Below are 26,480 nucleotides of genomic sequence, written 5' to 3'. Positions count from 1 at the left end.
GCTCAGCCGGGGAAGGAATCGTCCAGTTCTTCTCCTCGCGTGTACGGACGCCTGCGTTCCAACTGGGTGACCCTGCGCTCCAGGTTCTCCACCCGACGGTTCAGACGGCGAACTTGTTCCTCCAGGTTGGAGACGCGCCGCCAAAGATTGGGCTGACTGATGTACGGATCGCCGTAGTCGTAATAATACATTCGCTAACCCACCTTGTTTAAAGTTTTCAGGGCATATATATGCCGCGACGGGACGGATCGCCATGGACATTCGGCCATTTGTCGCCGAAAGTGTCCCGATCCGGCGTGGGTCGGGCCAGCCCACCCTCGGGCGGAGAACCGGCGGCTTCCCCGGGACCGGTTTGACGGACCCGTTGGTATGTAAGGAAAGGGACTTTATCCGACGGGGCCGGTGGGTTGAATGCCGCATCAGATCCGCTTCAGGGTTTTTGCGCTGTACAGGAGGATGTGTCCGCACTGATTGCATTGATAACTCAAGACGGGGATCGAACCGTCCGGATGCAGACGGGTTCCCCAATCCGTTTTGCTCATCGGGACAAGGGCAAAGATCTGGCCGGTTTCGCTGAAGCGACGGCTGCCGCATTGGGGGCAGTGAATGCGGGCCGGATGGGTTCGGCCAAACTCCTGGTCGTCCATTGCCAAGACACCTCCTCCCCTCCCATTCTACACAATTTGCGCAGGGTCTGCGCGGCTTTTCCGTCACCGACCGCCCCTCGTAACACCGGCCGAACTTTGGTAAAATGATCAGGGACAGGCGGAAAAGCTTTGCATCCCTTATTCGGCAGGAATCAAGGTGCCGGCCTTGCCCGGGGTCCTGCGGGCAAGGCGGAAGAAGAGGCTAAAACTCGATTTGCGGGGAGGTTTGGAGGATGGGGAAGGTGACGGTTGACCACAGCAAATATGCCAACATCCGGTTCGACACCCAGGATGAATCGGCGATCCGCACGGATCTTCTGGAGACGATTCCCTACGAGTATCCGGGGAAGGACACGGAGGTGGTGATTCCCACCAGCGAATTCACCACGGTCTGCCCCTGGTCGGGCTTGCCGGATTTCGCCGATTTGACCATCACGTTCATTCCGGACAAATATCTGATCGAGATGAAATCCCTCAAGTATTACCTCACTTCCTTCCGGAACGTGGGGATTTATCAGGAGCATGCCACCAACCGGATCCTCAAGGATCTGGTGGAGCTGGCGAAGCCCAAGTACATGAAGGTGGAGGCGGTCTGGAATCCCCGCGGCGGCTTGGGAACGCGGGTGGTCGTGGAACACGGAAAGAGGGATTGAGAAAAGCGCCGGGCCATTCCCGGCGCTTTTTGTTGGGCGATCAAGCGGAATCCGATTGGCGGCGCCCCGGTTGCCGGATTTCTCGCGCGAAGACGGGCCGTCGACGGGAGGAAGGGAAAACCCCTGCGGTGCCCGGAGGGAATGGGAGAGCTCCCGGGGGAGTTTTGCGTGAGGACTTGGTCAAAACGGCACATCGCCCCAATCGACAGGCGTGACTTTGTTTTCCTCCCAATCTTCCCGCGTGATCCCATAACCGACCGAATCGTGCAGTGTGCCGTCCGAGGAAGGCCAAGCCTTGCGGTAGCAGGCCTCGCGGACATACCCGCATTTGAAAAACACCTTGCGCATGGCGTAGTTGTCCTTTCTCGTGTGTCCCTCGATTCGGATCGCTCCCGGGTGGTGGGTGAACACGTGGCGGGTGAGCCATTTCACCGCCTGCTCCCCGATTCCCATCCCCCGGTATGGACGGGTGATGCGGAGGTCGAACAGGGGAGTGGGGTCCTGCAAGTCGAAAATTCGGATCAGGCCGATCTTCCGGCCGGAGTCGATCACAATCCAGAAGGTTTCGACGTCTTCACCGGTGTAATACCCTTGCTTGAAGGCTTCCCGGATTTCCGCGGCCGAAGGATTGGGATTTCCGTGATCATCCCACGATTCGGAAGTTAGAAACCGGATCAGGGTATCCACCTCTGTCGTGAGTGGTTGGAATCGGAGTTTCACCGCTCCTCCCTCCATTTCCTTTCGTCCCCATCAGTTTACCTTTCCGAGGAGGGGGTGTAAATGCGGGAAAAGAGTGAACGGGCAGCGTTTTGAACCTTCATTTTCCTTGCGGCAGAAATTTTTTTCGAACAAGAAGGAAAAACGGGGGGATCAGCCGAATAAAATCATTGCAAACGTTTTACCTATTTTTGTTCATGCAACCGCTTCATTTTTTTATGAAACGCCATGCAACCGATTGCGCATCCTTTGATTCCAAGGAGGGTTCGTGGGATGAAAAGGCGGAAGGGTTTGTCGCTGCTGATGGGGCTGGTTCTCGTCTTGGGACTGCTTGCGGGATGCGGTCCCCGGGAGGAGGAAACCGGCGCCGGGGGCGGCGGAAGCGAAGAGAAGCCGGAGAAGCTGGTGGTCTGGGCGAACAACGACCCGATTCAGCTGAAAAACACGCGGAAGCTGGCCAAGGAGTATGAAGAGAAGAGCGGCATCAAGGTGGAAGTGGTGCCGGTCGATCTTCTGAAGCAGCAGGAAAAGCTGGCCTTGGACGGGCCGGCGGGAAAAGGGGCGGACCTGGTGACCTGGCCCCATGACCAGCTGGGAGAAGCGGTGATCAAGGGGTTGGTCCGGCCGCTGGAGGTGGGGGAGGATGTGACGGGACAGTTCAGCGAATCGGCGGTCCAGGCCCTCACCTATGACGGGCAGGTGTACGGACTGCCCTATGTGACGGAGAGCATCGCCCTCATCTACAACAAGAAACTGATGCCGGAACCCCCCGAGACCTTTGACGAACTGATCGATTTCGCCAGGAAAAACACAAATCCGTCGGAGAAGAGGTACGGCCTCCTGTATGAGGGCGCCAACTTTTACTACAGCTATTTCCTGATTGACGCGATGGGGGGTTACATTTTCAAGGACGACGGCGGCAAGGTGAACACGGAGGAACTCGGGCTGAACAACGAAGGCGCGAAAAAGGCCCTGAGGACGCTGCAGGAATGGTACAAGGAGAAGCTGCTCCCCGTCAAAGTGACGGCGGACACGGTGAACGGGCTGTTCAAGGAAGGGAAAGCGGCGGCGGTGATCAACGGGCCCTGGGCGGTGAAGGATTACGAGCAGGCCGGCGTCGATTTCGCCGTGGCCCCGCTGCCCTCCATCGACGGGAAGAACCCGCGGACCTTCATCGGCGTGAAGGGTTGGTATGTGTCCGCCTACAGCAAAAACCCGACCTGGGCGACGGATCTGATGAAGCACTTCACCAGCAAGGAATCCCTGCTCCTCCGCTTCCGGGAGACGGGGGAAATCCCTCCGCGGAAGGATCTTTTGGAGGATCCGGTCATCAAGGATGATCCGGTGGTGAACGGTTTTGCCCAGCAGGCCAGCCGCGGCACTCCGATGCCCAACGTGCCGGAAATGGGACAGGTCTGGGAGCCCATCGGCAACGCCATCACTTTCGTGGCGCAGGGGAAGCAGTCCCCGGAGAAGGCCTTGGATGATGCCGTCAAGATGATCCGGGAGAAGATCCAGGCGCAAAAACAATGAGGCGGAGGGGACGGGCGGCGCGAATGCCGCCCGCCCGAAATTGCACGGGTAAAAGGGGTATGCATCGCATGGACACGCTCCAAGCAGCAGCAAACCGAAACTGGAGGACGCGGCACACGGCGGCGTTTCTGTCGGCTCTGGCCATGGGGCTCGGGCAGATGTACAACCGCCAGTGGGTCAAAGGGATTCTTCTGTTGGTGCTGGAGATTTCCTATCTCGGGGTTTTCCATGATCTCTTCAACATGGGACTGTGGGGGATCGTCACCCTGGGAACGAAGCCCTTCCGCGATCATTCGATCCAGCTTTTGGCGGAAGGGATCATCGCCCTGATCCTGATCGCCTTCGGCCTGTTGTGCTATGCCCTGAACGTGCGGGATGCCTATCGGGTGGGGGCGATGCGGGAGCGGGGGCTTCGTCCCCCGGGCGTCTGGGAGACCTACCGGACGGTGACGGACAAGGGGTATCCGTACCTGTTGATCGCCCCCGGCATGCTCCTCCTGGTCTTCGTCGTCCTGTTTCCGCTTCTGTTCATGGTTCTTCTGGCCTTCACCAATTTCGACCTGTACCACTGGCCGCCGGCCAAGCTGGTGGACTGGGTGGGGTTTTCCAACTTCATCCAACTGTTTCGGCTGGAGATCTGGCGAAATTCCTTTTTCAGCGTGATGTCCTGGACCGTGGTCTGGACGCTGGTTTCCACGACCGTCCAGTTCGCCCTGGGTTTCCTTTTGGCCGTGCTGCTCAACCAGGAGCGGGTGAAGGGGAAAAAACTGTTCCGGACCCTCTTGATTCTGCCCTGGGCGGTTCCCTCCTTCGTTTCCGTCCTGGTGTTTGCCGGGATGTTCAACGACGATTTCGGGCCGATCAACCAGATGCTGCAGGCCGTCGGGATGGAGGCGATTCCTTGGCTGACCGATCCCTTCTGGACCAAGGTGGCCATCCTGCTGATCCAGTTCTGGCTGGGCTTTCCCTTCAATCTCGCCCTGTGCACCGGCGTCCTGCAGACGATTCCCTCGGACCTGTACGAGGCGGCGGAGGTGGACGGGGCGACGCCCTGGCAGAAACTGAAGGATATCACGCTGCCGCTGGTCCTGTATGCCACCGCCCCCCTGCTGATCGTCCAGTACGCCGGCAACTTCAACAACTTCACGGTGATCTACCTCTTCAACCAGGGCGGGCCGGCGGTGCCGGGACAAACCGCCGGCGGATCGGACATATTGATTTCCTGGGTGTTCAAGCTCACCTTTGAGACGCAGAAGTTCAATTACGCCGCGGCCGTGTCCGTCATCATCGGAGTGATCGTGGCGGCCCTGGCCGTCTGGCAGTTCCGGAAAACCCGATCCTTCCAGGAAGAGGATTTGATACAATGAGCGGAACCAAACGGAAATGGAGCATCGGCTTGCTGCTGACCTACGCCTTTTTGCTCTTCATGGTGGCGGTCACCTTGTATCCGATTCTGTGGGTGATCGGTTCCTCCCTCAATCCGGGGACCAGCCTGTTTTCCAGCACGCTGATCCCCAAGAACGCCACATTGGATCATTACGTCTGGCTGTTCACCAGCCCCGACAGCCAGTACCTGGTCTGGTACAAAAACACGCTGAAGATCTCCCTGATCAACGCCGCGGTGTCGGTCATCCTGACGACGGGGACCGCCTACGCCTTTTCCCGGTATCGGTTCTTCGGCCGGAAGTACGGTTTGGTCGCCTTTCTGGTGTTGCAGATGTTTCCCCAGGCGATGTCGATGGTCGCCCTTTACATTCTGCTCAACGAGATCGGCCTGTTGGACACCCACCTGGGCTTGATCCTCGTCTACGCCGGGGCGCAGATTCCCTTCAACACCTGGCTGGTGAAGGGGTATTTCGACACGATTCCCCGAGGGTTGGACGAGGCGGCGCGGATCGACGGCGCGGGGCACAACACGGTTTTCTTCCGGATCATGCTCCCCTTGGCCCGGCCGATCATCGCCGTGGTCGCCCTGTTCAACTTCATGGGTCCGATGACCGATTTCCTGCTGCCGCGGATCGTTCTGACCAATCCGGACAAGTGGACGCTGGCGGTGGGGCTGTTCGGCTTTATCAGCGACAAGTTCGGCCAGAATTTCACCGTCTTCGCCGCCGGTTCCGTGTTGATCGCCCTGCCCATCGCCCTCTTTTTCCTGGCGATGCAGCGGTACTTCATTTCCGGCCTCACGGCGGGGGCGACCAAGGGATGATGGAGGATGGAAAGGGAGATGCGCCATGTTGAAGGAAGCTGTTTTCCATCGCCCCGAGGGGCCCTATGCCCATCCCGCCGGCCCCCGGGCGCTCCGGGTCCGGCTGCGGGCCAAACGGGGGGATCTCTCCTCCTGCCATCTCTTCCACGGCGACCGGTACCAAGGGGAAGAAGAGGGGGACATTCTCCGGCTGGAAAAGGCGGGATCGGACGAGCTTTTCGACTGGTTCGAGGGGGTGATTCCCTCGGCCACCCGCCGCCTTCGTTACGTGTTTTATCTGGAGGGGAAGGAGGGCGGCCTGTGGTACGGCGAGCGGGGATTCGCCGCCGACCGGCGGGAGGCCGGCGCCTTTCAGTATCCCTACATCTGCGAGGGGGACTTGTTCCGGGTCCCCGACTGGGCCAGGGACGGGATCGTGTATCAGATTTTTCCCGACCGCTTCTGTAACGGGGACAAGGAGAACGACCCGGAGGGGATCGAGCCCTGGAGTGCGGCGGCCCGGCCGCGGCCTAACAGCTTTTACGGAGGGGATCTCCGGGGAATCATCGAGAAGCTTCCCTACCTGGAGGCGCTGGGCGTCAACGTGCTCTATCTCACCCCGATTTTTCTCTCCCCTTCCAACCACAAATACGACACCGCCGACTATTACCGGGTGGACCCCGCCTTCGGGGATGCAAAGATCCTGAAGGAACTGGTCCGCCGGGCGCACCGGAGGGGAATCCGGGTGCTTCTGGACGCGGTGTTCAACCACGCCGGATACGGCTTTTTCGCCTTTCAGGACGTGCTGCAAAGGGGAGCGGCCTCCCCCTACGCCGACTGGTTTTTCATCGAGGATTTTCCCGTGGTCACGACGCCCCGGCCCAACTATGAAACCTTTGCCAACGGCGTGTGGACGATGCCCAAGCTGAACACGGCCCATCCCGAGGTGCGGGCGTACCTGCTCGACGTGGCGGAGTACTGGACCCGGGAGGCGGAGATCGACGGCTGGCGCCTCGATGTGGCCAACGAGGTGGACCATCGCTTCTGGCGGGCCTTCCGCGACCGGGTGAAGGGGGTGAATCCGGAGGCTCTGATCGTCGGGGAGATCTGGCACGACGCGGGTCCCTGGCTTCAGGGGGACCAATTCGATTCGGTGATGAACTATTTGTTTCGGGACGCCGTGCTGGATTTTTTCGCCGCCGGAAGGATCGGCGCCGACCGCTTTGACGCTTTGCTGACCCGCATCCGGATGATGTACCCCGAACCGGCCCACTTCGCGATGTTCAACCTGCTGGGTTCCCACGACACGGAGCGGTTCCTCACCGCCTGCGGAGGACGGCTGGAGCGGATGCGCCTCGCGGTGCTGTTTCAGATGACCTATCCGGGGATGCCGATGATCTACTACGGCGACGAGGTGGGGATGCGCGGAGGGCCGGACCCGGATTGCCGGCGCCCCATGGTGTGGGAGGAGGAGAAGCAAAACCGGGAACTGCTCGCCCACTACCGGAAGCTGATCGCTCTCCGGAAGGCGCTGCGTCCCCTGCGGCGGGGGGATTTCCGGACGTGGCTGGTGGACCCGCTTCGCAATCTCTACGGTTTTGTGCGGCGGGAAGGAGAAAGCTGCGTCGGGGTGCTCCTCAACAACAGTCCCCATGAGCACCGGGTCGAAGTGGATCTTCACCCTTTCGGAGGGGCGGAGAAACTGAGGGACGCCCTTTCCGGGAGAACGGCGGAGGCGGCGGGCAGAAGCCGCCTGACCTGGATGATGGCCCCCTTTCAGGGAGTGATCCTCACCCCGGTGGGGCAGACGATGTAAGAAGACGAATCCGAGCACAACATGGCCGAGAAACTGATGGGAGATGGAGGGAAAGGAATGGGTGAAAAACCCTATCTGATCGACGCGGTGGTCGGCAACGGGCGGATGCTGGCCACGCTTGGGAGAAACGGCAGGCTGTATCGCCTTTGGTGGCCGCGGATCGATTTTCCCCAGCACGTGCGGGAGATGCATGCGGGAATCTGGTTGCCCGGAGCGGCGGAGAAGGTCCTCTGGCTTCACGAGGGGAATGAATGGTCGCATCGCCAGCGATATGACGGCGATCTGCCCATTCTCGTCACCGAGGCGGTTCATGCAGGTTCGGGCCTTAAAGTGAGCTGCGAGGATTTCGCCGTGCCCGGGGCGGACGTGTTGGTCCGGAGGTACCGGGTGACCAACGGGTCCGACCGCACCGTGCCCGTCCGGTTCCTCTGCGTTTCGGCGCTGGAGATTGCGGAAAGCCCGAAATACAACACCGTCGCCTTCGACGCGGAGGCGGATGCGCTCCTTCATTTCCGCCACCGGTACGCCTTTGCCCTGGGAGGGGACCGCCCCTGCAGCGGATACCAGGCGGGGGAAGCCGTGGCAGACGCGGCCGACGGCTTCCTTCAGGGAAACCGGATCGCGATGGATCCGGAGGGAGCCCTTGCCTGGGATCTGGGACGGCTTGAGCCGGGGGAATCGGAGGAACTCACCCTGTTCCTGGCGGCCGGCGAGGGGAGAGAAGCGGCCCTTGCCGCGCTCAAGAAGGCGAAAAGGAGCGGCTTTCGCGCGCTGCGGGAACAGACGGCCGACCACTGGAGGGAATATCTGGCGTCGGCCCGTCCCGTTTTCACCGGCGACGAGATTGTCGACCAGCTGTACCGGCGGTCGCTGGTGGTTTTCAAGCTGATGAGCGATGAACGGGAAGGGGGAATGATCGCCGCCCCGGAGTTTGACGAGACCTTCAGCCGGTGCGGCGGATACGCCTATTGCTGGGGACGCGACGCCGCCTATATCGCGACGGCCATCGATCGGGCGGGTTATTCCGAGATGACCCGCCGGTTTTACCGCTGGACGCTGAAGGTGCAGAATCCCGACGGGTCCTGGGATCAGCGCCACTACTTGGACGGTTTTCTCGCCCCCTGCTGGGGGATGCAGATCGACGAGACGGGGTCCATTCTCTGGGGGATGTGGCGTCACTTTGAGGAGACGGGGGATCGCTCCTTCCTGGAGGAAGTGTGGGATGCCGTCGAGAGGGGGGCGGAATTTCTGACCGGCTTTCTCGATCCGGAAACCGGCCTGCCCCGTCCCAGCCGGGACCTGTGGGAGGAGCGGGACGGGGAGCACACCTATTCGGCGGCGGCGGTTTTCGGGGGGCTGATTGGCGCCGCGGAGATCGCCCGGGCGAAGGGGCGGATGGATCGGGCGAAAGCGTGGCGAAAGGCCGCCGAGGGGATTCGGGAGGCCGTCGCCCGCCTGTGGAACCCGGAGCGGGAAGCGTTTCTCCGGGGACTCAAAAGGGCCGTCAGCCGGGAAGAGTACGAGGAAGCGGTCCGGGCGGGGAAGCGGGTGGTGACGGAAACGGACTCCAAGGGTTACGTCACCTACCGGGTGTGGGAAGACCCGGTGATCGACGCCAGCCTGCTCGGGGTGTCGGTGCCCTTCGACCTTTTTCCCGTCGATGACGAACGGGTGGCGAAGACGGCGGCGGCGGTGGAACGCTATTTGGGCACATCGCCGGCGGGCGGCATCAAGCGGTACGAGGACGACCCCTACATCGGCGGGAATCCTTGGATCATCACCACCCTGTGGCTGGCCCGGTATTTAGTGAAGGCGGGCCGGATGGAGGAGGCCCTCCGGTGGTTCCGCTGGGCGGTGGACCATCGGACGGAGCTCGACCTGCTCCCGGAGCAGGTGGACCGCAATACGGGAAAACCCGCCTGGGTGGTTCCCCTCACTTGGTCCCACGCCATGTTCGTTCTGACGGTGCTGGATCTGTTGGAGGCCGGGGCGTTTCAGGTCTCTTCGCGGCAGGCGGAGATGTGAAGAGAAGAAGCAAACACCCTGCGCCTGGAAGACTGCCGTCAAATGAAGTGCGAAAAGCGCCAGAAAAGTGCTGCGCGAGAAGGGGTGTGCCGTTTGGCGCCTTTGCCTAAACGGCACACCCCTTCGGCATCGGATGGGGATGGTTTCTTGGTGCGTCTAAAAAGGACGGGGACGCGGGGTTCCGCCCGCGTCATGCAGCAGGGTCTGGCGGGAAAATCGGTCCCTCCCGCCGCATTGTCAATGCCCTGCCTGAGGAAATCCGTCAATGCGCCAGGATGGTCAGTTCCGCCCCGTTCTCCCTTGCCGCGAGCCGGGCTTGTCCGCCGATGGGAAACGTGAAGATGGGGGTGGTATGGCCGAAATCGAGATCGGCGATCACCGGGATACCGGTCAACTCCGGTTTGGATCGGATGATCGAAGTCAGCACATCCCGGCTCATTCGGCTGTCGCGCTGGAACCGGCCGATGACCAGGCCCTTCACCCGGTCGAAGCCGGGTTGATGAAGGAGGGATTGGAGATACCGGTCAAACCGTTCGGGGTGCACTTCCCCGTCATCCTCCAGAAACAGAATGGCGTCCGCAAGCTCCGGCAGATACTCCGTTCCGTGGAGAAGGACAAAGGTGGAAAGATTGCCGCCGATCACTTTTCCCCGCGCTTCGCCGGGGGAGAGGACAAACCAGCCGTCGTTGGGGATAAAGCGGCGATTTTCCTGATCCTGATACCAGGGGTCGTCGCTCCAGGAGGGAGAGGGGCGGACGGGGAAAGGTTCTTTTTCCATCAGGCATTTTCGGAAATAGTCCATCGTGTATTCGAATCCCTTTTTCATTCCGAAACTCGAAAAGTGAGGACCGCTGTAGGTCAAAAGTCCCGTCTTCGCGTAAATGGCGTTTTGCAGGGCGGTGATGTCGGAGTAACCGCAAAAAACCTTGGGATTTTTTCGGATCAGGTCATAATCCAATTTTTTCAGAAGCTGATTGCAGTTGTAGCCGCCGATGGCGGTCAAAATTCCCTTTACCTTCGGATCGGCAAAGGCTTCGTGCAGGTCTTCCAGGCGGGCGTCCGCGGAGGAGGAGCGAAAGCGGTCCATCTCTTCCGCATGTTTGGATATGGTGACCCTAAAACCAAGCGCTTCCAACCGCCGAAGGGCCATCTCCCGCACTTCCTGCGCGATGATTCCCAGACTTTTTGACGGGGCGATGATCCGGATTTCGTCGCCCGGCTTCAATTTTGGCGGAATCAAAGAGACACCTCCCGGGGAAGAAATTCCGAAACATTCGTCGGGGGCGGGCATCGCCCCCTGCGATGGTCGTAGGACGGCCGGTCTTCGGCCGCGGTGGGGTTGGGCGGTCGAGGCATGCCGCCGCGGACGGGGGTTACGGTTTTTCCAGCCATTCTTCGATATCCCTGGCGATCCGCCGGGGGGATGTCTGCGGGGCGTACCGCTTGACCACTTCGCCGCGCCTGTTCACCAGGAATTTGGTGAAGTTCCATTTGATTTCCTTGCCGAGCATCCCCGGAGCGCTTTCCGTCAGGTATTTGAACAGGGGATGGGCGTCGGGCCCCTTCACCTTCACCTTGCTGAAGAGGGGAAAGGTGACGTTGTACTGGGTTTCGCAGAACTTTTGGATTTCCTCCTCCGATCCCGGCTCCTGGTTGGCGAATTGGTTGCAGGGGAAAGCCAGAATCTCCAGTCCCCGGTCCCGGTATGTTTCATAGAGTTCCTGCAGTTCCCGGTATTGGGGCGTGAATCCGCAGCGGCTCGCCGTGTTGACGATCAAGAGGACGCGCCCTTCGTAATCGGACAGGGATTTCTCCTCGCCGGTGATGGTCCGGGCGGAAAAGCGGTAGACGCTCATAAAGGTTCCTCCTCACGATTTTTTCGCCGGGGGCGGTCGGATGGGGATGGATGCCCGCCGGGCCCTTCCATCCTCTCATGTCCCTGCAGGTGGCCGCCCTCGCTTTCCAAGACCTGGCGGAGGGCGGCGGCGATGTGGAGGTGTTCTTCATCCTCCACGGTGCGCAAATCCAGAAGAAAGCGGTTTTTGGCCACTCGACCGATCACCGGGGGGTTTCCCCGGCGAAGCCCCTCTTCCAGCCGGTGTGCGGGCATGCGGGGATGGGAGATGGACAGGCAGAAGCTGGGGAGCTCCACTCCGGGCAGCGACCCTCCCCCTACCTCCGACGCGGAGGGAATCACCTCCAGCCGCAGCGCTTCCCCGAAGTCCCTTTGCAGCCGCTTCTTCAGCCGTTCCGCCGATGCGCGGATTTCCTCCGGCTTTTTCAAGATCTGCCGGAGGACGGGGATCTCACGGGCCGCTTCCTCCGGATTCAGGTAATGGAGCAAGGTGGCTTCCAGGGCGGCCAGGGTCATTTTGTCCACGCGGAGGGCGCGGAGCAACTGATTCTTTTTCAAGGCGTCGATCCACCTTTTCTTGCCGACGATGATCCCCGCCTGGGGACCGCCGAGGAGTTTGTCCCCGCTGAAACTGACCAGGTCCACCCCCGCCCGGAGGCATTCCTGAACCGTGGGCTCTTCTCCGATTCCCCGGGCACGCAGGTCGTAGAGAACGCCGCTGCCCAGGTCCTCGTAGCAGGGGATGCCGTGCTTGCGCGCGATTTCCACCAACTCTTCCCGGGAGACGCTTTCGGTGAAGCCGATGATCTTGAAGTTGCTGGTGTGCACCTTCATGAGCAGGGCCGTTTCCTCGGAGATGGCCGCCTCGTAATCTTCCCGGCGGGTTTTGTTGGTCGTTCCCACTTCCACCAGCCGTGCGCCGCTCTCCCGCATGATTTCGGACACCCGGAAGGAGCCGCCGATTTCCACCATCTGTCCCCGGGAGACGATCACTTCGCGGCCCCGGGCCAGGGTGCGCAGGACCAGCAGCACCGCCGCCGCGTTGTTGTTGACCACCAGGGCGGCTTCTGCGCCGGTCAGACGCCGCAGCACCGTTTCGACGTGGTCGTGGCGGGACCCGCGTCGCCCGGTGTGCAGGCGGTATTCCAGGTTGGAATAGGAGAGGGCCGTTTCGCTGACCGCCCGCATCGCCGCCTGGCTCAGCCGGGCCCGTCCCAGGTTGGTGTGGAGGACGATGCCGCTCCCGTTGACGACGGGACGGAGGCGGGGGGTGGTCAGTGCGTCCAGGGATTCCGCGATGCGCGCCGCGATCCTTTCCGGATCCGGCGGGGTGGGATGATCGGTATCCAGCATGCGACGGCGTTCGTCCGTCAGCACTTCGTTAGCGATGTCCACCACCAACTTGCGGGGAAAACGCTCCAGGTAAGGGCCAAGCGCAGGATGTTCGAGGAGGAGATGGACCGCAGGCAATCGTCGCAGTGCTTCCCGTTGTGTTTTCGTCGGCATAGCCACACCCACTGTCCTTTTTTCATATTTAGCAACGTTGCAGGTAAGGGGAAAAAAGCGGAGCCGCCGGCTTGCGCGTTCCGACGGCCCCGAGGTTGCGGTGAATCGTCATCCGGTGATCCGGATGTGCGCCGGGTGATCGGACACCACCCGGCCGATGATCCGCGCTTCCGCGACTCCGTTTCGGTGCAGTTCTTCCAGCAGGGGGACGGCCTGTGCCTCCGGCACGGCCGCCAGCAGGCCGCCGGAAGTGACGGCGTCACAAAGGATGATGCGCATCACTTCATCGACGTCTTCGGAGAAGGAGAGGCGATCGGCCAGCCATCGGGCATTGGCCCGCGTTCCCCCGGGAACGATGCCGGCCCGGGCCAGTTCGTCGGTCCGGGGCAGCACGGGCACTTCCCGGGCATCGATCTCCAATCCCACCTGGCCGGCCCGGCTCATCTCATAGGCGTGTCCGAGAAGTCCGAAGCCGGTCACGTCGGTGCAGGCGTGGATTTCGTAGGAACGCATCACCCGTGCCGCATCCCGGTTGAGGGCGGCCATGACCCGGGTGACCCGTTCGATTTCCTCATCCCGCAGGGCTCCCCGCTTGATGGCCGTGGTGTGGATTCCGACCCCCACCGGTTTGGTCAGGATGAGCCGGTCGCCGGGCCGGGCGCCTCCCTTCCGCCAGATGCGGTCGGGGTGGACCTGGCCGGTGACTGCGAGGCCGAATTTGGGCTCCGGATCGTCGATGGAGTGACCGCCGATGGTGACGGCTCCGGCCTCCTTCACCTTGTCGGCGGCGCCGCGCAGGATGTCGACGAGCAGGGACGGATCCAGCTTGTTCACGGAGAAAGCCACCAAGTTGAGCACCGTCAGCGGTTCCGCCCCCATGGCGTAGATGTCGCTCAAACTGTTGGCGGCGGCAATCTGACCGAAGGCGTAGGGATCATCCACCACGGGCGTGAAAAAGTCCACCGTTTGCACCAGAGCGCATTCGTCGCTGAGGCGGATCACTCCCGCGTCGTCCGGTTCCGTCAGGCCGACGAGGATGTCGTCGCGTTCTTCCTCTTCACGGGGCAAGCGGCCGAGTACGTGCGCAAGGTCCTCCGGACCCAGTTTGCACCCTCACCCCGCTTTGGAGGACAGCTGGGTCAGGCGAATCGTTTCGCGGTCCATGGGGCCACCTCCTCTCCCTCGGGAGGGATTCTCCCGTCTATTATATCCGATCCGTTCCGGTCGATGAAACAGGCCGGGCGCGGATGCGCCGCCGGGATCCGTGTTATAATGGGATTCAAGGTGAAATCGATTGCACATGGCCCGAAGGCGCTTCGGGCCGGGAAAAAGGAGTACGTGAAACCCATGGCCACCATTAAAGATGTCGCCAAGTTGGCGGGAGTGTCCCCGTCGACGGTCTCCCGGGTGATCGCCGGGAGCAACCGGATCAGCCTGGAGACGAAAAACCGGGTGCGAAAAGCGATGGAACAATTGAATTACGTTCCCAACGCCATCGCCCGCAGCCTCGCCCGCAGCCACACCCACACCATCGGGTTCGCCCTGTCGCGGCGGGCGGATCAGGCCTTCTCCAATCCCTTTTTTTCCGAAGTGATGCGGGGCATGTCTACGGTGGCGCAGGCGAGGGGATACAACATCCTCCTTTCGATCAGCATCAACCCGGAGGATGAGTTGTCCAAATGCCTGCAGTTGGTGCGGGAGAGGCGGGTGGACGGCCTGATTCTTTCCACTTCCCGCGTGAAGGATCCGCTGATCGCCGCCCTGTCCGAGGAGGGGGCCCCCTTCGTGGTGATCGGCCGCTGTCTGGAAAGGCCGGTTCTTTCGGTCAACAACGACAACGTGAAGGCCGGGTACAACGCCACCGTGCACCTGCTGGAGGAGGGTTACCGGGAGATCGCCTACCTCAGCGGGGAAACCGATCTGGTGGTGACCATCGACCGGATGAACGGATACAAACAGGCGTTGCTCGAACGCGGGCTGCCGCTGGTTGAGGAGCGGATCGGAGTGGCCGATTTTTCCGAACAGGACGGGTACGAAGCGCTGTGCCAGATGAAGGAGCGGGGGGTTTCCTTCGACGCCGTGGTGGCATCGGACGATCTGTTGGCGCTGGGGGCGCTGCGGTTTGCCGAGCGGTACGGGCTGAGGGTCCCGGAGGATCTGGGCATTGTGGGATTCAACGACACCCCGCTCATGGTATACACCCATCCGCCGCTGACCAGCGTGCGCATTTTATCCTACGAACTGGGCGTCGAAGCGATGGACCTGTTGATCGATGCGTTGGAGAATCCGGACAAGAAAAGGCTGAAAAAAGAGGTTGTCCTGCCCTCCGAATTGATCGTGAGGGGATCCAGCCGGCGCAGGGAAAAAGAGAAATAGGTCCATGCGGTTCGCAGGGGACGCCCCTTTCCGTTCCGCTTACGGACCGCCGCCTTTTTTTGGTTTCTTCCCTGTGGTATCATGGGTGTCGTTACGGCGAAGAAGAATGCCGTCGCTTCCAAAAGGGCGGAAAAGGGGGGTGCATGAGGCGATGGCTTACTTGGATAACAGCGCCACCACCCGCACCGATCCGGAAGTGATCCGGGTGATGGTGGATGTGATGGAAAAGGTGTACGGCAATCCGTCATCCCTTCACGGAATCGGCGTCAAGGCCCACCGGCTGGTTGAGGAAGCCCGGGAAGCGGTGGCCCGCACCCTGGGCGTCCGTCCCCGGGAGATCCTGTTCACATCCGGCGGGACGGAATCGAACAATCTGGCGATCAAGGGCGTCGCCGAACAGTTTAAAAGCCGCGGCCGTCACCTGATCACCACGGAAGTGGAGCATCCTTCGGTTTATCAGGCGTTTCGCCAGTTGGAAGACAGGGGCTGGCGAGTCACCTACCTTCCCGTGGATCGGTTGGGGCGGGTGAGCGTGAAGGATGTGGAAAGGGCCCTGACCGACGAGACGGTGCTCGTGTCCGTCATGCACGTCAACAACGAGGTGGGAACGATACAGCCCGTCGAGGAGATCGGGCGGATTTTGAAATCGCGTCCCAAGGTGATTTTCCACGTGGATGCCGTCCAGGCCTTCGGGAAGGTGGAGCTGAATCCGGCCCGGTGGGGAGTGGATCTGCTTTCTCTTTCCGGCCACAAATTCCACGGGCCGAAAGGCGTGGGCGTCCTCTATGTCCGGGAGGGCCTGCGCCTCGCCCCCTTGCTGGCGGGGGGAGGTCAGGAGGGCGGCCTTCGTTCGGGGACGGAAAACGTGCCGGGAATCGCCGGATTGGCCAAGGCGGCGGTTTTGGCTCACCAGAGGAGGGAGAAAGCCCTTAAGTGGCAGAGGTGGAAGAATGAGCTGATCCGGGAAGTCACCTCCCGCCTGGACGACGTGGTGGTGAACGGGGACACCTCCGCCGGGGGCGGAGCCCCGCACATCCTCAGTCTGGCTTTTCCGGGATTGAAATCGGAAGTGATCGTGCACGCTTTGGAGAGGGAAAATGTTTTCGTCTCCAGCAAATCGGCCTGCTCTTCCAAAAAGGAGACGCCGAGCCGCGTGCTCACGGCGATGGGACTGGATGATCGGACCGCCATCGGGGCGATCCGGATCAGCATGAGCCATGAGACCGAGGAATCCGATATCGAGCAGTGCGCCCGGGCGCTGATCCGCGTGATTCCCGAATTGCAGCGCGTCATGAAGGGGGGGTGAAGATGAATACCGAAGTGATTTTGGTCCGGTACGGGGAATTGGCCCTGAAGGGGAAAAACCGATCCGACTTTGAAGACCGGCTGGTGCGGAACATTCGTCAGAAACTGGCAAGTATTCCCGATGTGAAGGTGGTCAAGAGCTTCGGCCGCATTTTTGTGGAGACGGATCGCTCCCACAGCGCTTCCGTCCTGCGCGGGCTGGGCGACGTGTTCGGCGTGGTGGGTTTCAGCCCGGCGAAGCGGGTGGAATCCGACCTGGAGGCCATCAAGGAGGCCGCGGTCCGCTTGGTTGAATATCGGAATCCCTTTCCGCGTACGTTTAAGGTAGCGGCCAAGCGTGCGGACAAATCCTTCCCCCTTTCCTCCGCGGAGATCAACCGCCAGGTGGGCGCCCATCTTCTGCGGAACGTAAAGGGTCTCCGCGTGGATGTTCACCGTCCGGACCTGACGGTTCACGTCGAAGTCCGGGGCGGGCACACCTATGTGTACGGGGACGACTTGCCCGGGCCGGGCGGACTTCCCGTGGGATCCAGCGGCAAGGTGATGCTTCTGCTTTCGGGGGGGATCGACAGTCCCGTCGCCGGATACCTGTCCCTGAAACGGGGAGCGGAGCTTTTGGCGGTCCACTTTCACAGTTATCCCTACACCAGCGAGCGCTCCCGGCAAAAAGTGATCGATCTGGCCCGGATCCTCACCCGATTTGCCGGGCGCATCCGGCTGCACGTCGTTCCCTTTACCGAAATTCAGACGGAAATTCGCCAGAAGTGCCTGGAGTCCTATTCCATCACCGTGATGCGCCGCATGATGTTCCGGATCGCCGAACGGTTGGCCCGGCGGGAGGGAGCCCTCGCCCTGGTCACCGGGGAGAGCCTGGGCCAGGTGGCCAGCCAAACTCTGGAGAGCATGAATGCGATCAATGAAGTGGTGAATCTTCCCGTCCTTCGTCCGCTGATCGGGATGGACAAACAGGAGATCGTTTCCCTGGCCAAGAAGATCGGCACCTATGAAACATCGGTGCTTCCCTACGAGGATTGTTGCACGGTCTTCCTGCCCCGGTCTCCCAAAACCCGTCCGGATCTGGAAACGACGCGGAAAACCGAGTCCCGGTTGGAAGTGGACCGGCTGGTGGAAGCGGCGGTGGAGGGGACGGAGGTGCTTGAACTCGTTCCCGGGGAGGAAAAGGAGTTCACCTATTTTTGACGGGAAGTGAGCCGGCGTCGGCCGGGAGGAGGGGTCCTTTTGGTTCGTCCCCGCGCGGTGTCCGCGAAAGGGGCCCCTCCTTCCGAGGTTTTCGCCGCTTTCCCTATGCCTTAAAGGGACGGGACGCCTGAAGACCAGCCGGAGGGAAGGAGGAGAGGATTTGTCCGATGGGCGTGGGCGCGGATGTTTTTCCCGATGGGGAGACATCCGTGATCCGCGATGCCGCATGGCCGAACCGACAATCAGGAAAGGAACGTTTCGATGGATACCACCTTTTGGGTCGGCCTGGTCAATATCATCGTTCTGGACATCGTTTTGAGCGGGGACAATGCGGTGGTGATCGGCATGGCGGCCCGGACTCTGCCCGAACGCCAGAGGAGGCGGGCGATCGCCCTGGGGACGGCGGCCGCCGTGCTGCTCAGGGCGGCTTTGACCGGCATCGCCGCGTGGCTTTTGAACATCCCCCTCCTGATGACCTTCGGAGCGGTGTTGCTTTTGTGGATCGCCCTGAGGCTGCTCACCCAGAACGGAAGCAAAACCCATGTGTCCGCGGGACGCAGCTTGAGCGGGGCCGTCAAGACCATCCTCGTCGCCGATGTGGTGATGAGTCTGGACAATGTGGTTTCCGTGGCGGCGGTGGCCCACGGGAACCTGGTGCTGCTTCTCCTTGGGCTGGGACTCAGCATTCCCATCATTATGTGGGGAAGCCGGCTCGTGGTGCTGGTGATGAACCGTCTGCCGTGGCTGGTGTATGCGGGGGCGGCGATTCTGGGATACGCGGCCGGACAGCTGATCGTCGAGGACGACATCGTGCGCCGGTTTGTTCTTCTCCCCCTGCATCTCCCGGCCTGGGCGGTTCCGGTCGGTCTGACGCTTTTTGTTCTCATCGCGGGCAGGATCCTGCGGAGCAAACCCGCCTTGAAAGCCTGAAAGGGGAAGGCGCCTCCGGAATCCGAAACGAAGGCGGTGGGAATCCTTCATACTGAGTTTAGAGGCGATCATCGCCGGAGGGAGGTGAACCCCTTTCATGAGCGGAGGCGGATTGCTCACCGCATGGCGCCTCTGGGACCGGATTTATTACCGCCTGACGCGGCTCAAATATGTGGACAAGGAAAACCGCAATCTCTTTCGCGTGGTTGTCAAGCGTTACAGGGGGGAACCCCTGGTCACCTCCGACGGCGTATCCCTGAAAAAGGGCGATTGGTACGTGAAACTTCACTTGCACAATTGCCTGCTTGCCCAGATGATCCGGGAGCAATCCCTGGAGGGAATCCCGCTGGCGCTGTTTACGGTGAACAGCATTCGGGAGTCACTCCCCGCCCTGGCCCGGTATGTGGCGAACCACCCCCGTTCGGAGGAGATTCAGGTCCTCCTGGGAACCACTTTCCTGCACCGGGGAGCCCGCCGATTGGGCTTCGATGTCAGCGACATGGTCTGCGGCCCCTTTTACCTGCGGTACAAGTCCTGGCTTTTCAAACTGATTTTGGCCAATTGTCACCCGGATGGTTGGCGGAGGCTCAAGGAAGTCGGACATCATCTGGTTCCAAAACGGGTATATATTTCTAAAGAGAAATTTTTTGAGCAATATCTCACGCCCCGGTAAAAAGGCGGCATGCCAAGGGACGTCCCGCGCGCCGGATGGTGCGGTGGGAAACCGGACACGCTAACGTTGCAGAAATCCCACAAACCGGCCGGTGATGAAAATGAGAAAAGTGCTCATCTTGACGGAAACCATCGGAGGCAACGGACATTTTCAGGCCGCAAGGTCTCTGAGTCAGGGGTTGTCCCGGGTGGAACCGGAGCTCAGGGCGGAGATCTGGTGCGGAATGCACCTTGTGAGCAGGCAGTTGGAACAGTTGACCCGGGCGGTCTATCTGAACACGCTCCAATACGCACCTGCCCTTTGGGGGGCCGCCTACAGTCGGGAAGGGGAGATCAGCGACCGCTTCCGAACGTCTTTGGGAAAGTTGTTGTCGAGGCGCCTCCAGGAATCGTTGGAGGAGATGCAGCCGGACGTGGTGGTGTGCACCCACGCCTTTTGTCTGAGCGCCCTGGGCGTGATCAAGGAGCGCATGGGCGACCGCTTTCGGCTGGGAGCGGCGATCACCGATTTCGACGTCAACGGATTTTGGGTTCATCCGGAAGTGGATTTCTTCCTCGTTGCCCACGAGGATGTGGCCAAGAAGCTGCGGCGGCGGTTCGGCGTTCCGGATGAGGCGATCCACCGAACCGGCATCCCGATCGACCCGGAATTTTCGAAGCCGCAGCCGCCCAAATCCGTTTTGCGGAGAATGCTGGGGCTCGAACCCGATCGCTTCACGATCCTGCTCATGGGCGGGGGAATCGGCCTCGGACCGATCGAGGAGTGCATGGTTCACTTTCGCCGGATGTTGCCCGCACACCAATTGGTGGTGGTGACCGGAAAGAACCGTTCCTTGTATGAGCGCCTTCGGCAGCAGTTCGGGGGCGACTCGAGTATCCACCTGCACGGCTTTGTCGAGAGCATGGTCCACTTCATGCATGCGGCTGACATCATCGTCACCAAGCCGGGGGGGCTTACTTCATCCGAGGCGTTGGCCTGCGGGTTGCCCATTTTCATCTGCCGCCCGATTCCCGGCCAGGAGGAGAGGAACAGCCGTTTTTTAATGCGTAAACGGGTCGCTCTTCGCCAGGATGAGCCGGCGGAGATGGCGAGGCAGATCCGCGCGTTGATGGAAAACCGGGAGAGGCTGAGGGAGATGAGCAGGCGGGCCCGGGAGTTGGGAAGGCCGGACTCTTCCCTGGCCGGGGCGAGAGTGATTCAGGAACATCTGCTGACAAAAAGTCGACCGGTTTAAACGGTCGACTTTTCCATTGATTCGCACAGAGTGTGGAATGTGATTTCCGGACGGGAGCGCAGCCGCAGATTGAGGCCGGTCTGTCCGAGCCCCTCGCTGATGTAGAAGGCCCGGTTCCGGTGATAATGAAGGCCGCGGATGATTTTCAGGTGCGGCAGCTTTCCCATCCGCTTCAGATGGTACGGTTTGGGCCAGTGGATTTGACCGCCGTGAAGGTGTCCGGACAGCAAGTAATCAAAGGAGACGGATTTCATTTCCAGGACGATGTTGGGATCATGGGTCAGGACGAGGCGGATGCCTTTGCCGTTCACTCCCCGAAACGCGCGGTCCACATCGCTGCGGCCGGTGAAGTAATCGTCGATGCCGATGATGTGAAGATCGGTCCCTTCCTCCAGGGAGACGGTTCGATGTTCGTTCTGCAGGACGACGCAGTGCCGCTTTTCCATTTCCCGCTTCAGATAGGGAAGATGGTCTGCGATGACGTAATCATGATTGCCAAAGACGGCATACATTCCGTAACGGGGCTTCAGGGATGCCAAAGCGTCGAGATATTGAAGAAACCGTCCGGTCATTTCCTTTGTATCGAGATAATCCCCGGTCAGGGCGATCAGGTCGATTCGTTCTCCCTGCACGAGGCGCAAAAGCGCCTGGGGCTGGATGGAGCACTTTTCCATGTGCAGATCGGTGAGGTGAAGAATGTTCAGACGCTTTCCGTTCAGGGAATGCGCCACCTTCAGTTCCACCCGCTTGACATTCGGCTTATAGGTGTTGAAGCGGGCGATGGCCAACAGGCAGGCCAAAGCTGCGACAACAATCCAAAGAATCGCCACGGATTTCACCACCTGTGCTTCAACGCTGATGCTTTTTTTATATTAAGGGCTTACAGGGATTGCGTCCAGTGAAAATATATGTAAACAGAAAAACCCGGACATTCCGGGACCCGCGGCGACGAAGGGAAGGGGATTTTTATCGCTCAAGACGCGAAAAATCCCCTCCCCGATTCCGGACTTTGCAATTTGTCGGACTTGCCCGGATGTTTCCGGGTTTTTGGCTGGGGAGGCAGGATTCGAACCTGCGCATCACGGAGTCAAAGTCCGTTGCCTTACCTCTTGGCTACTCCCCATCGGGCAATTTTATTATGGATCATATCGGTTTTTAGTATGCACTTGTTTCGATCAAACGGAGTAAATACCGGATGAAGGTCGAAATTTCAAAAATCTTGGAGGAGAATGTTAGGAAGCGTCGAATAAATGGAATTCAAATCAATCAGATCCAATTTTTGAGGTGGTGATCGATGGATGTAGCGCTGTACGTATCCGAAATGCTGGATCGGGCCATCCAAAACCGGGCCAGCGACATTCATCTGGAGCCCCAGCCGGAGGGACTCCGCATTCGTCAGCGGATCGACGGGCAATTGGTGACCACCCAAGTCCTGTCCCGTTCGGAGATGAATCCGGTCATCTCCCGCATCAAGGTGATGGGTCATCTGGACATCGGGGAGAAGCGCCTTCCCCAGGACGGGGCGATGAGCATCACCAGCCGGGGAGAGCGGGTGGATGTGAGGATTTCCACCATGCCCACCCTGCACGGAGAAAAGGTGGTCTTGCGGCTGCTCCGCCATCGGCCGGAATTTCTCACCCTGTCGGAGCTGGGGCTGGATCCGGAGGATTTGGACCGGCTCCTTTCGCTCATTTTCCGTCCCTATGGGCTTGTCATCGTCACCGGCCCCACCGGTTCGGGGAAAACCACCACCCTTTACGCGATTCTGCAGGAATTGAACCGGCCCGAGGTGAGCATCGTCACCCTGGAGGATCCGGTGGAACTGCAGATCAGCGGCATCACCCAGGTTCAGATCAACCCGAAAGCCGGCCTCACCTTTGCCCAGGGCCTTCGGGCGGTGTTGCGACAGGATCCCGATCTGATCATGGTCGGGGAGGTCCGGGATCAGGAGACGGCGGACATCGCCGTTCGCGCCGCGTTGACCGGCCATCGGGTCTTTTCCACCCTGCACACGGGGGACGGCGCCAGCGCGGTCACGAGGCTGCTGGATATGGGAATCGCGCCCTACCGGGTCGCCTCCGCTTTGAACGGTGTGATCGCACAGCGGTTGGTGCGCCTCCTGTGTTCCCGATGCCGGGGGGCCGGCTGCGGGGAGTGCCAGGAGACGGGTTATTTCGGCCGGATCGGCGTGTTTGAGGTGTTGGAAATCGATCAGGAACTCCAGCGCCTCATCGTCGAACGGGCTCCCTTGTCCCGATTGCGGAAGGCTTTTCGGGAAAAGGGGTATCGGTCCTTGGGGGAGGCGGTGATGGAGAAGGTGCGCCGGGGGCTGACGACGAAGGAGGAGGGCTTCCGGGTGGTGGAGGGGATTGTTTAGGAGGCGTTGGTCCCATGAACGGTTGGTTCTTTTCAGCCAGCAATTGGCGATTCTGCTCGACAGCGGATTTCCGCTGACCCCCAGCCTGCGCCTGCTGGGTCAACAAGGGATTCTCAGCCCGGCGGAGGCGGAGCGGATCTGTCAATCCCTGGAGGCGGGGGCCAGTCTGTCGGAATCCCTTCGGGCGGAAGGATTTCCTGCCCTGTATGTATCGTTCATCCGGGCGGCGGAGGAGCACGGGGAGTATGCGTTTGGCCTGCGCCAGGGCGAGAGCTATTACCGGGAGAAAGGGGAGTTTCTGCGGGATCTGGGACAGGCCCTCCTGTACCCGGCCGTGGTGATGATCCTCGTGATCCTGGCCTTTTTGTTCCTGGTGACCGCCGTGATTCCCCGGTTTGCCGAATTGTACGCGTCGATGGGGATGGAGCTTCCCCTGTTCACCCGGCTGCTTCTCGGATTTTACGGATTGCTCCGCAGCGGATTCATGGCGATGCTTTGTCTCGCGGCGGTGATCGGGGCGACGGCTCTCCTCGTTCGCCGGCTGCCGCCCCGGAAGCGGTGGAGGTGGACGCGTTGGCTGTATCGGATTCCGGGGGTGCGCCATTATTTTTTGTATCGTTTCACGCACTATTTGTCGGTTCAGCTGGGGGCCATGCTTTCTGCGGGGATTCCCCTTCTCACTGCCCTGGAAACGATGCGGTCCCTCACGCCCTGGCCCTCGTTGGCGGAGGGGATCGATCGGATCCGGACGCGGCTTTTGGCAGGGGAATCCTTCAACCGCTCTCTGGCCGTTGAAGGCGGGCAATTGTTTCTGCCGGCGGTGCCCCAATGGGTCGCCCTCGGCGAGGAGACGGGACGTTTGGACCAATCCCTGCTCACCCTTGCCCGGGCGATGGAAAACGTGATCCGGGAACGATCCCGAAAGCTTACCCACAGTCTGGAGCCTTTGCTGATCTTTCTCATCGGCGTGCTGATCGCCGTCACCGTCATCGCCCTTTTTCTGCCGATGTTGCAGCTGACCAGGGCTATATGAGAGGAAGGAAAGGAGGATAAAGAGGTGGACAAAGGCGTGCTCCGCGATCAGCGGGGGCTCACGCTGATCGAGATGCTCGTGGTCTTGTTCATCATCGGGGTGATCGTGGCGATCGCTTTGCCCAATCTGAAAGCGGCGGGAGAAACGGCGCAGGAAAAGGCCTGTGCGGCCAATCGCCGGCTGATCGGCGCCCAGGCGGACAATTTCTTCCTGGAAGTGGGCAGGTATCCCAGGGGCGTGGCGGAACTGAGGCAAAGGGGGTTTTTGCGGACCGAACCCGCCTGTCCCGCAAAGGGAACGTACCGGATTCGGCCGGACGCCTCCGAAGAGAAGAGGGTGAATTGCACCGTCCATGGGGATGGATGAGCGAAGGATCAGAAATGAAGGCGGCTGGACCCTGGTGGAACTGGTCCTGACCTTGACCCTCCTCGGGCTGCTGGCCGCTTTGGCCGTCCCCGCCTTTTTTCAGATCGGAGAGCGGCTGGAGCGAAAACTCACCTTGGACGCCTTGGCTTCCGACCTCCGGTTGGCTCAGCGGGAGGCGGAAAGCCGGGAGACGGTGACGGAGCTCCGCATCGATCCCTCCGGGGACGGATACCGGCTGGTGCGGGAAGGGAAAACATTCCGCCGTGCATCCCTGCGGCCCCGTTACCGCCTGTCGAGCAATTATCCTTCGGGAAAAATCCTTTTTCGCCCATCGGGCCAGGTGCGGGGAGGCACCCTGTGGCTGGAGCGGGAGGGGAAAACGGTGGGACGCGTCGTGATTCAGGTCGCCTCCGGCCGCCCCCGAGTGGAGGTGGACCCCTGATGCGGCGGGATGAGAGGGGCTTTACTCTGGCTGAAATTGTGACCGCCCTGATGGTCCTCGGCGTGATGGCGGCGGCCATTCCCGTTTTTCTGGAATGGCGGGGAGCCCAGCATCTGGCGAGCCAACGGTTCGAGGCGCAACTCCTGCTGCAGGAGAAGATGGAACGCCTCCAGCGGGAAACCGATCTCCATCCAGCCCGCGGGACGGAGAAGCGCCGGGGCGAAGCCGCGAAGGGAACCCTTTACCGGATTGAATGGAAAAAGGAGGTTCGGGGGCGATTGATGCGCACGGATGTGATGGTGGCATGGAAGGATGCGCAAGGAATCGACAGGAAGCTGCGGTTAAGGGGACTTCAATTTGTCCCGTGACGGGAGAACGGGGTTTCACCTACGTGGAGTTGGCCGTCGCCCTCAGCCTGGTGGTCCTGCTCATTCCGGTCGTGTTCTCACTGGGCCACGCGGTGGAGGCGGGGATGAAAGAGGGGATGGGCCGGATACAGTTGCAGGAGGAAGCGAGCGCCTTTGTTTCCGATGTGCGGGATGAACTTCGCCGGGGATCCCGATTTCGGCTTTCTCCGGAAGGGGAGCTCCTGTTCGATTTGCCGACAGGGGAGACCATCCGTTACAAACAGGATCGCCGGCGGGTGATCCGCAGCGTGCGAAAACCGGGGGAAACCCGGTTTTCCGGAACCACCGTCCTGCTTCAGGAAGTGTATTATGCGGGCTTTTATCCGGACAAGGACGGGGTTTGGCTGGACCTCGGGCTGCAAAACTGGTACGCCGACCTCAGCGTCAAAACCTACGTCCGGGGCCGGGTGAACAACCGATGAGGCATGCGGGATCTCGGTTGGATGAACGGGGGGCGGCCCTGCCCCTCGTTCTGGCGGTCACTTTGTTGGTTTTCCTCCTGATCGCCGCGGGAGCCCTTCATGCGGTCAATCACCGGCGCCATCAACTTCTGGATTGGGAAATGCTCCGGGCTCAGTACGCGGCGGAAGCGGGAATCGCCGTGGTTCAGGCACGGCTCAGGGAAGATCCGGAATGGACGGGGGCCATGTCAATGACCTGGGACGGAATCCGCGTGCGCACCGTCGTCGAGGGGCGGACCTCCGACGGCATCCGCCTGCGCTCCGTCGGCCGCACTCCCGGTGTGAAACAAACCATCCGGGTGGCGCTGGATCCGGAAACGTTGGCAGTGAAGCGTTGGGAGAGATAGGAGGCGGACAACGTCACAACGCGGATCGGCGTGCCAAAGTCGCTCAAGGAAGATTGACACACGGTCTCCGTCGGGCCGACAAAATTGTGGTGCAGTGACTGCGAGAAATAAGTGAAAGTGTCATCGACCTCCGGTCATGCAAAAACCCCTGGAGGTCGACGACACTTTCATTTTCTTCCAATCCTCCGAAAGCCAAGCGAAAGTAGAGAAACGGCCATTTTCCCAATTGACGAAATTATTTCCGAAGGTTATAGTGTAAATACGCAGATGATGGATCTGGCGGTCTTTTTTAGGGTTTGTAGGTTACCTATAAGGGATTGAAACATAGCCCAGGGCCAACTCGGCGACCTTACCCTTTTGCCGTTTGTAGGTTACCTATAAGGGATTGA

General features: G+C 60.7%; 27 protein-coding genes and 1 tRNA gene. 19 read left to right on the top strand and 9 right to left on the bottom strand.

The window, feature by feature from the left end:
• Positions 1-2: 2 nt before the first annotated feature.
• Both BM063_RS01370 and BM063_RS01365 read right to left on the bottom strand, forming a co-directional pair.
• On the bottom strand, positions 3-191 hold the full coding sequence (locus BM063_RS01370; RefSeq protein ID WP_092035527.1) for a hypothetical protein: 189 nt from the start codon (positions 189-191) through the stop codon (positions 3-5).
• A gap of 228 nt (positions 192-419) precedes the next feature.
• Positions 420-653: a hypothetical protein gene (locus tag BM063_RS01365; RefSeq protein ID WP_143085196.1), complete on the bottom strand. Its 234-nt coding sequence runs from the start codon at positions 651-653 to the stop codon at positions 420-422.
• A 227-nt stretch (positions 654-880) separates the two neighbouring features.
• Between BM063_RS01365 and queF the strand changes: the two genes are divergently transcribed.
• A complete protein-coding gene (gene queF / locus BM063_RS01360; RefSeq protein WP_092035525.1) occupies positions 881-1,300 on the top strand; it encodes a preQ(1) synthase in 420 nt (139 codons plus the stop codon).
• Positions 1,301-1,480: 180 nt separating this feature from the next.
• On the opposite strand, the gene BM063_RS01355 is transcribed toward queF, so the two are convergent.
• Positions 1,481-2,020, bottom strand: a complete 540-nt coding sequence (locus BM063_RS01355) for a GNAT family N-acetyltransferase (protein ID WP_245751962.1) — start codon at positions 2,018-2,020, stop codon at positions 1,481-1,483.
• A 270-nt stretch (positions 2,021-2,290) separates the two neighbouring features.
• Here BM063_RS01355 and BM063_RS01350 point away from each other — a divergent pair, with 270 nt between their 5' ends.
• The 5 genes from BM063_RS01350 (at position 2,291) to BM063_RS01330 (ending at position 9,579) form a co-directional block, all read left to right on the top strand.
• On the top strand, positions 2,291-3,550 hold the full coding sequence (locus BM063_RS01350; protein WP_177198917.1) for an extracellular solute-binding protein: 1,260 nt from the start codon (positions 2,291-2,293) through the stop codon (positions 3,548-3,550).
• Positions 3,551-3,618: 68 nt separating this feature from the next.
• Positions 3,619-4,917 carry a sugar ABC transporter permease gene (locus BM063_RS01345; RefSeq protein ID WP_092035522.1) on the top strand — a complete coding sequence of 433 codons (1,299 nt, stop codon included), beginning with the start codon at positions 3,619-3,621 and terminating at the stop codon, positions 4,915-4,917.
• Complete coding sequence (locus tag BM063_RS01340; RefSeq protein ID WP_092035521.1) at positions 4,914-5,759, top strand: sugar ABC transporter permease; 846 nt, start codon at positions 4,914-4,916, stop codon at positions 5,757-5,759. The genes BM063_RS01345 and BM063_RS01340 overlap by 4 nt, the downstream gene beginning before the upstream one ends.
• A 25-nt stretch (positions 5,760-5,784) precedes the next feature.
• The gene (locus BM063_RS01335; RefSeq protein WP_092035520.1) at positions 5,785-7,554 is read left to right on the top strand and encodes a glycoside hydrolase family 13 protein; all 1,770 of its coding nucleotides are present in this window, start codon (positions 5,785-5,787) and stop codon (positions 7,552-7,554) included.
• 57 nt (positions 7,555-7,611) lie between these two features.
• Entirely contained in the window at positions 7,612-9,579 is a 1,968-nt protein-coding gene (locus tag BM063_RS01330) for a glycoside hydrolase family 15 protein (protein ID WP_092035519.1), read from the top strand.
• Between the two features lie 262 nt (positions 9,580-9,841).
• Here BM063_RS01330 and BM063_RS01325 read toward each other — a convergent pair whose 3' ends face one another.
• The 4 genes from BM063_RS01325 to selD form a co-directional block, all read right to left on the bottom strand.
• Positions 9,842-10,819 (bottom strand): S66 family peptidase, encoded by a 978-nt coding sequence (locus BM063_RS01325; protein WP_092035518.1) that lies wholly within the window; start codon positions 10,817-10,819, stop codon positions 9,842-9,844.
• Between the two features lie 133 nt (positions 10,820-10,952).
• Positions 10,953-11,435, bottom strand: coding sequence for a glutathione peroxidase (locus tag BM063_RS01320; protein WP_092035517.1), 483 nt, complete (start codon positions 11,433-11,435; stop codon positions 10,953-10,955).
• Positions 11,432-12,940, bottom strand: coding sequence for an L-seryl-tRNA(Sec) selenium transferase (gene selA / locus BM063_RS01315; protein WP_092035516.1), 1,509 nt, complete (start codon positions 12,938-12,940; stop codon positions 11,432-11,434). The genes BM063_RS01320 and selA overlap by 4 nt, the downstream gene beginning before the upstream one ends.
• A 108-nt stretch (positions 12,941-13,048) precedes the next feature.
• Positions 13,049-14,104 carry a selenide, water dikinase SelD gene (selD, locus tag BM063_RS01310; protein WP_092035515.1) on the bottom strand — a complete coding sequence of 352 codons (1,056 nt, stop codon included), beginning with the start codon at positions 14,102-14,104 and terminating at the stop codon, positions 13,049-13,051.
• A gap of 183 nt (positions 14,105-14,287) precedes the next feature.
• On the opposite strand from selD, the gene BM063_RS01305 reads away from it, so the two are divergent.
• The 6 genes from BM063_RS01305 to BM063_RS01280 all read left to right on the top strand — a co-directional run bounded on the left by BM063_RS01305 (position 14,288) and on the right by BM063_RS01280 (position 20,658).
• On the top strand, positions 14,288-15,316 hold the full coding sequence (locus BM063_RS01305; RefSeq protein WP_092035644.1) for a LacI family DNA-binding transcriptional regulator: 1,029 nt from the start codon (positions 14,288-14,290) through the stop codon (positions 15,314-15,316).
• Between the two features lie 151 nt (positions 15,317-15,467).
• Positions 15,468-16,622, top strand: coding sequence for a cysteine desulfurase family protein (locus BM063_RS01300; RefSeq protein ID WP_092035643.1), 1,155 nt, complete (start codon positions 15,468-15,470; stop codon positions 16,620-16,622).
• Positions 16,623-16,624: 2 nt separating this feature from the next.
• The gene (thiI, locus tag BM063_RS01295; protein ID WP_092035514.1) at positions 16,625-17,821 is read left to right on the top strand and encodes a tRNA uracil 4-sulfurtransferase ThiI; all 1,197 of its coding nucleotides are present in this window, start codon (positions 16,625-16,627) and stop codon (positions 17,819-17,821) included.
• A gap of 261 nt (positions 17,822-18,082) precedes the next feature.
• Positions 18,083-18,751, top strand: a complete 669-nt coding sequence (locus BM063_RS01290; RefSeq protein WP_245751961.1) for a YjbE family putative metal transport protein — start codon at positions 18,083-18,085, stop codon at positions 18,749-18,751.
• Between the two features lie 97 nt (positions 18,752-18,848).
• A complete protein-coding gene (locus BM063_RS01285; RefSeq protein ID WP_092035512.1) occupies positions 18,849-19,424 on the top strand; it encodes a YkoP family protein in 576 nt (191 codons plus the stop codon).
• Positions 19,425-19,518: 94 nt separating this feature from the next.
• Complete coding sequence (locus BM063_RS01280) at positions 19,519-20,658, top strand: MGDG synthase family glycosyltransferase (protein ID WP_092035511.1); 1,140 nt, start codon at positions 19,519-19,521, stop codon at positions 20,656-20,658.
• Here the strand turns inward: BM063_RS01280 and BM063_RS01275 are convergent.
• Together BM063_RS01275 and BM063_RS01270 are read right to left on the bottom strand one after the other, a co-directional pair.
• Positions 20,655-21,488 (bottom strand): metallophosphoesterase, encoded by an 834-nt coding sequence (locus BM063_RS01275; protein WP_245751959.1) that lies wholly within the window; start codon positions 21,486-21,488, stop codon positions 20,655-20,657. The two genes, BM063_RS01280 and BM063_RS01275, sit on opposite strands and share 4 nt — an antisense overlap.
• Before the next feature lie 218 nt (positions 21,489-21,706).
• Positions 21,707-21,781, bottom strand: a tRNA-Gln gene (locus tag BM063_RS01270).
• A gap of 171 nt (positions 21,782-21,952) precedes the next feature.
• Here BM063_RS01270 and BM063_RS01265 point away from each other — a divergent pair.
• The 7 genes from BM063_RS01265 to BM063_RS01235 are packed head-to-tail and all read left to right on the top strand — an operon-like array spanning position 21,953 to position 26,091.
• Positions 21,953-23,035, top strand: coding sequence for a GspE/PulE family protein (locus BM063_RS01265; protein ID WP_092035509.1), 1,083 nt, complete (start codon positions 21,953-21,955; stop codon positions 23,033-23,035).
• Entirely contained in the window at positions 23,028-24,068 is a 1,041-nt protein-coding gene (locus BM063_RS01260) for a type II secretion system F family protein (RefSeq protein WP_092035508.1), read from the top strand. Before BM063_RS01265 ends, BM063_RS01260 begins: the two co-directional genes overlap by 8 nt.
• Positions 24,069-24,092: 24 nt before the next feature.
• A complete protein-coding gene (locus tag BM063_RS01255) occupies positions 24,093-24,434 on the top strand; it encodes a competence type IV pilus major pilin ComGC (RefSeq protein ID WP_092035507.1) in 342 nt (113 codons plus the stop codon).
• Positions 24,421-24,876: a GspH/FimT family pseudopilin gene (locus tag BM063_RS01250; protein WP_092035506.1), complete on the top strand. Its 456-nt coding sequence runs from the start codon at positions 24,421-24,423 to the stop codon at positions 24,874-24,876. Before BM063_RS01255 ends, BM063_RS01250 begins: the two co-directional genes overlap by 14 nt.
• Positions 24,876-25,244: a pilus assembly FimT family protein gene (locus tag BM063_RS01245; RefSeq protein ID WP_092035505.1), complete on the top strand. Its 369-nt coding sequence runs from the start codon at positions 24,876-24,878 to the stop codon at positions 25,242-25,244. Before BM063_RS01250 ends, BM063_RS01245 begins: the two co-directional genes overlap by 1 nt.
• Positions 25,241-25,705, top strand: a complete 465-nt coding sequence (locus BM063_RS01240) for a hypothetical protein (RefSeq protein WP_092035504.1) — start codon at positions 25,241-25,243, stop codon at positions 25,703-25,705. Before BM063_RS01245 ends, BM063_RS01240 begins: the two co-directional genes overlap by 4 nt.
• The gene (locus tag BM063_RS01235; RefSeq protein WP_143085194.1) at positions 25,702-26,091 is read left to right on the top strand and encodes a hypothetical protein; all 390 of its coding nucleotides are present in this window, start codon (positions 25,702-25,704) and stop codon (positions 26,089-26,091) included. The genes BM063_RS01240 and BM063_RS01235 overlap by 4 nt, the downstream gene beginning before the upstream one ends.
• Positions 26,092-26,480: the final 389 nt, after the last annotated feature.

It is taken from the genome of Planifilum fulgidum (assembly GCF_900113175.1).
Lineage (GTDB): Bacteria > Bacillota > Bacilli > Thermoactinomycetales > DSM-44946 > Planifilum > Planifilum fulgidum.
This window is presented reverse-complemented; position numbering and strand designations above follow the sequence as displayed.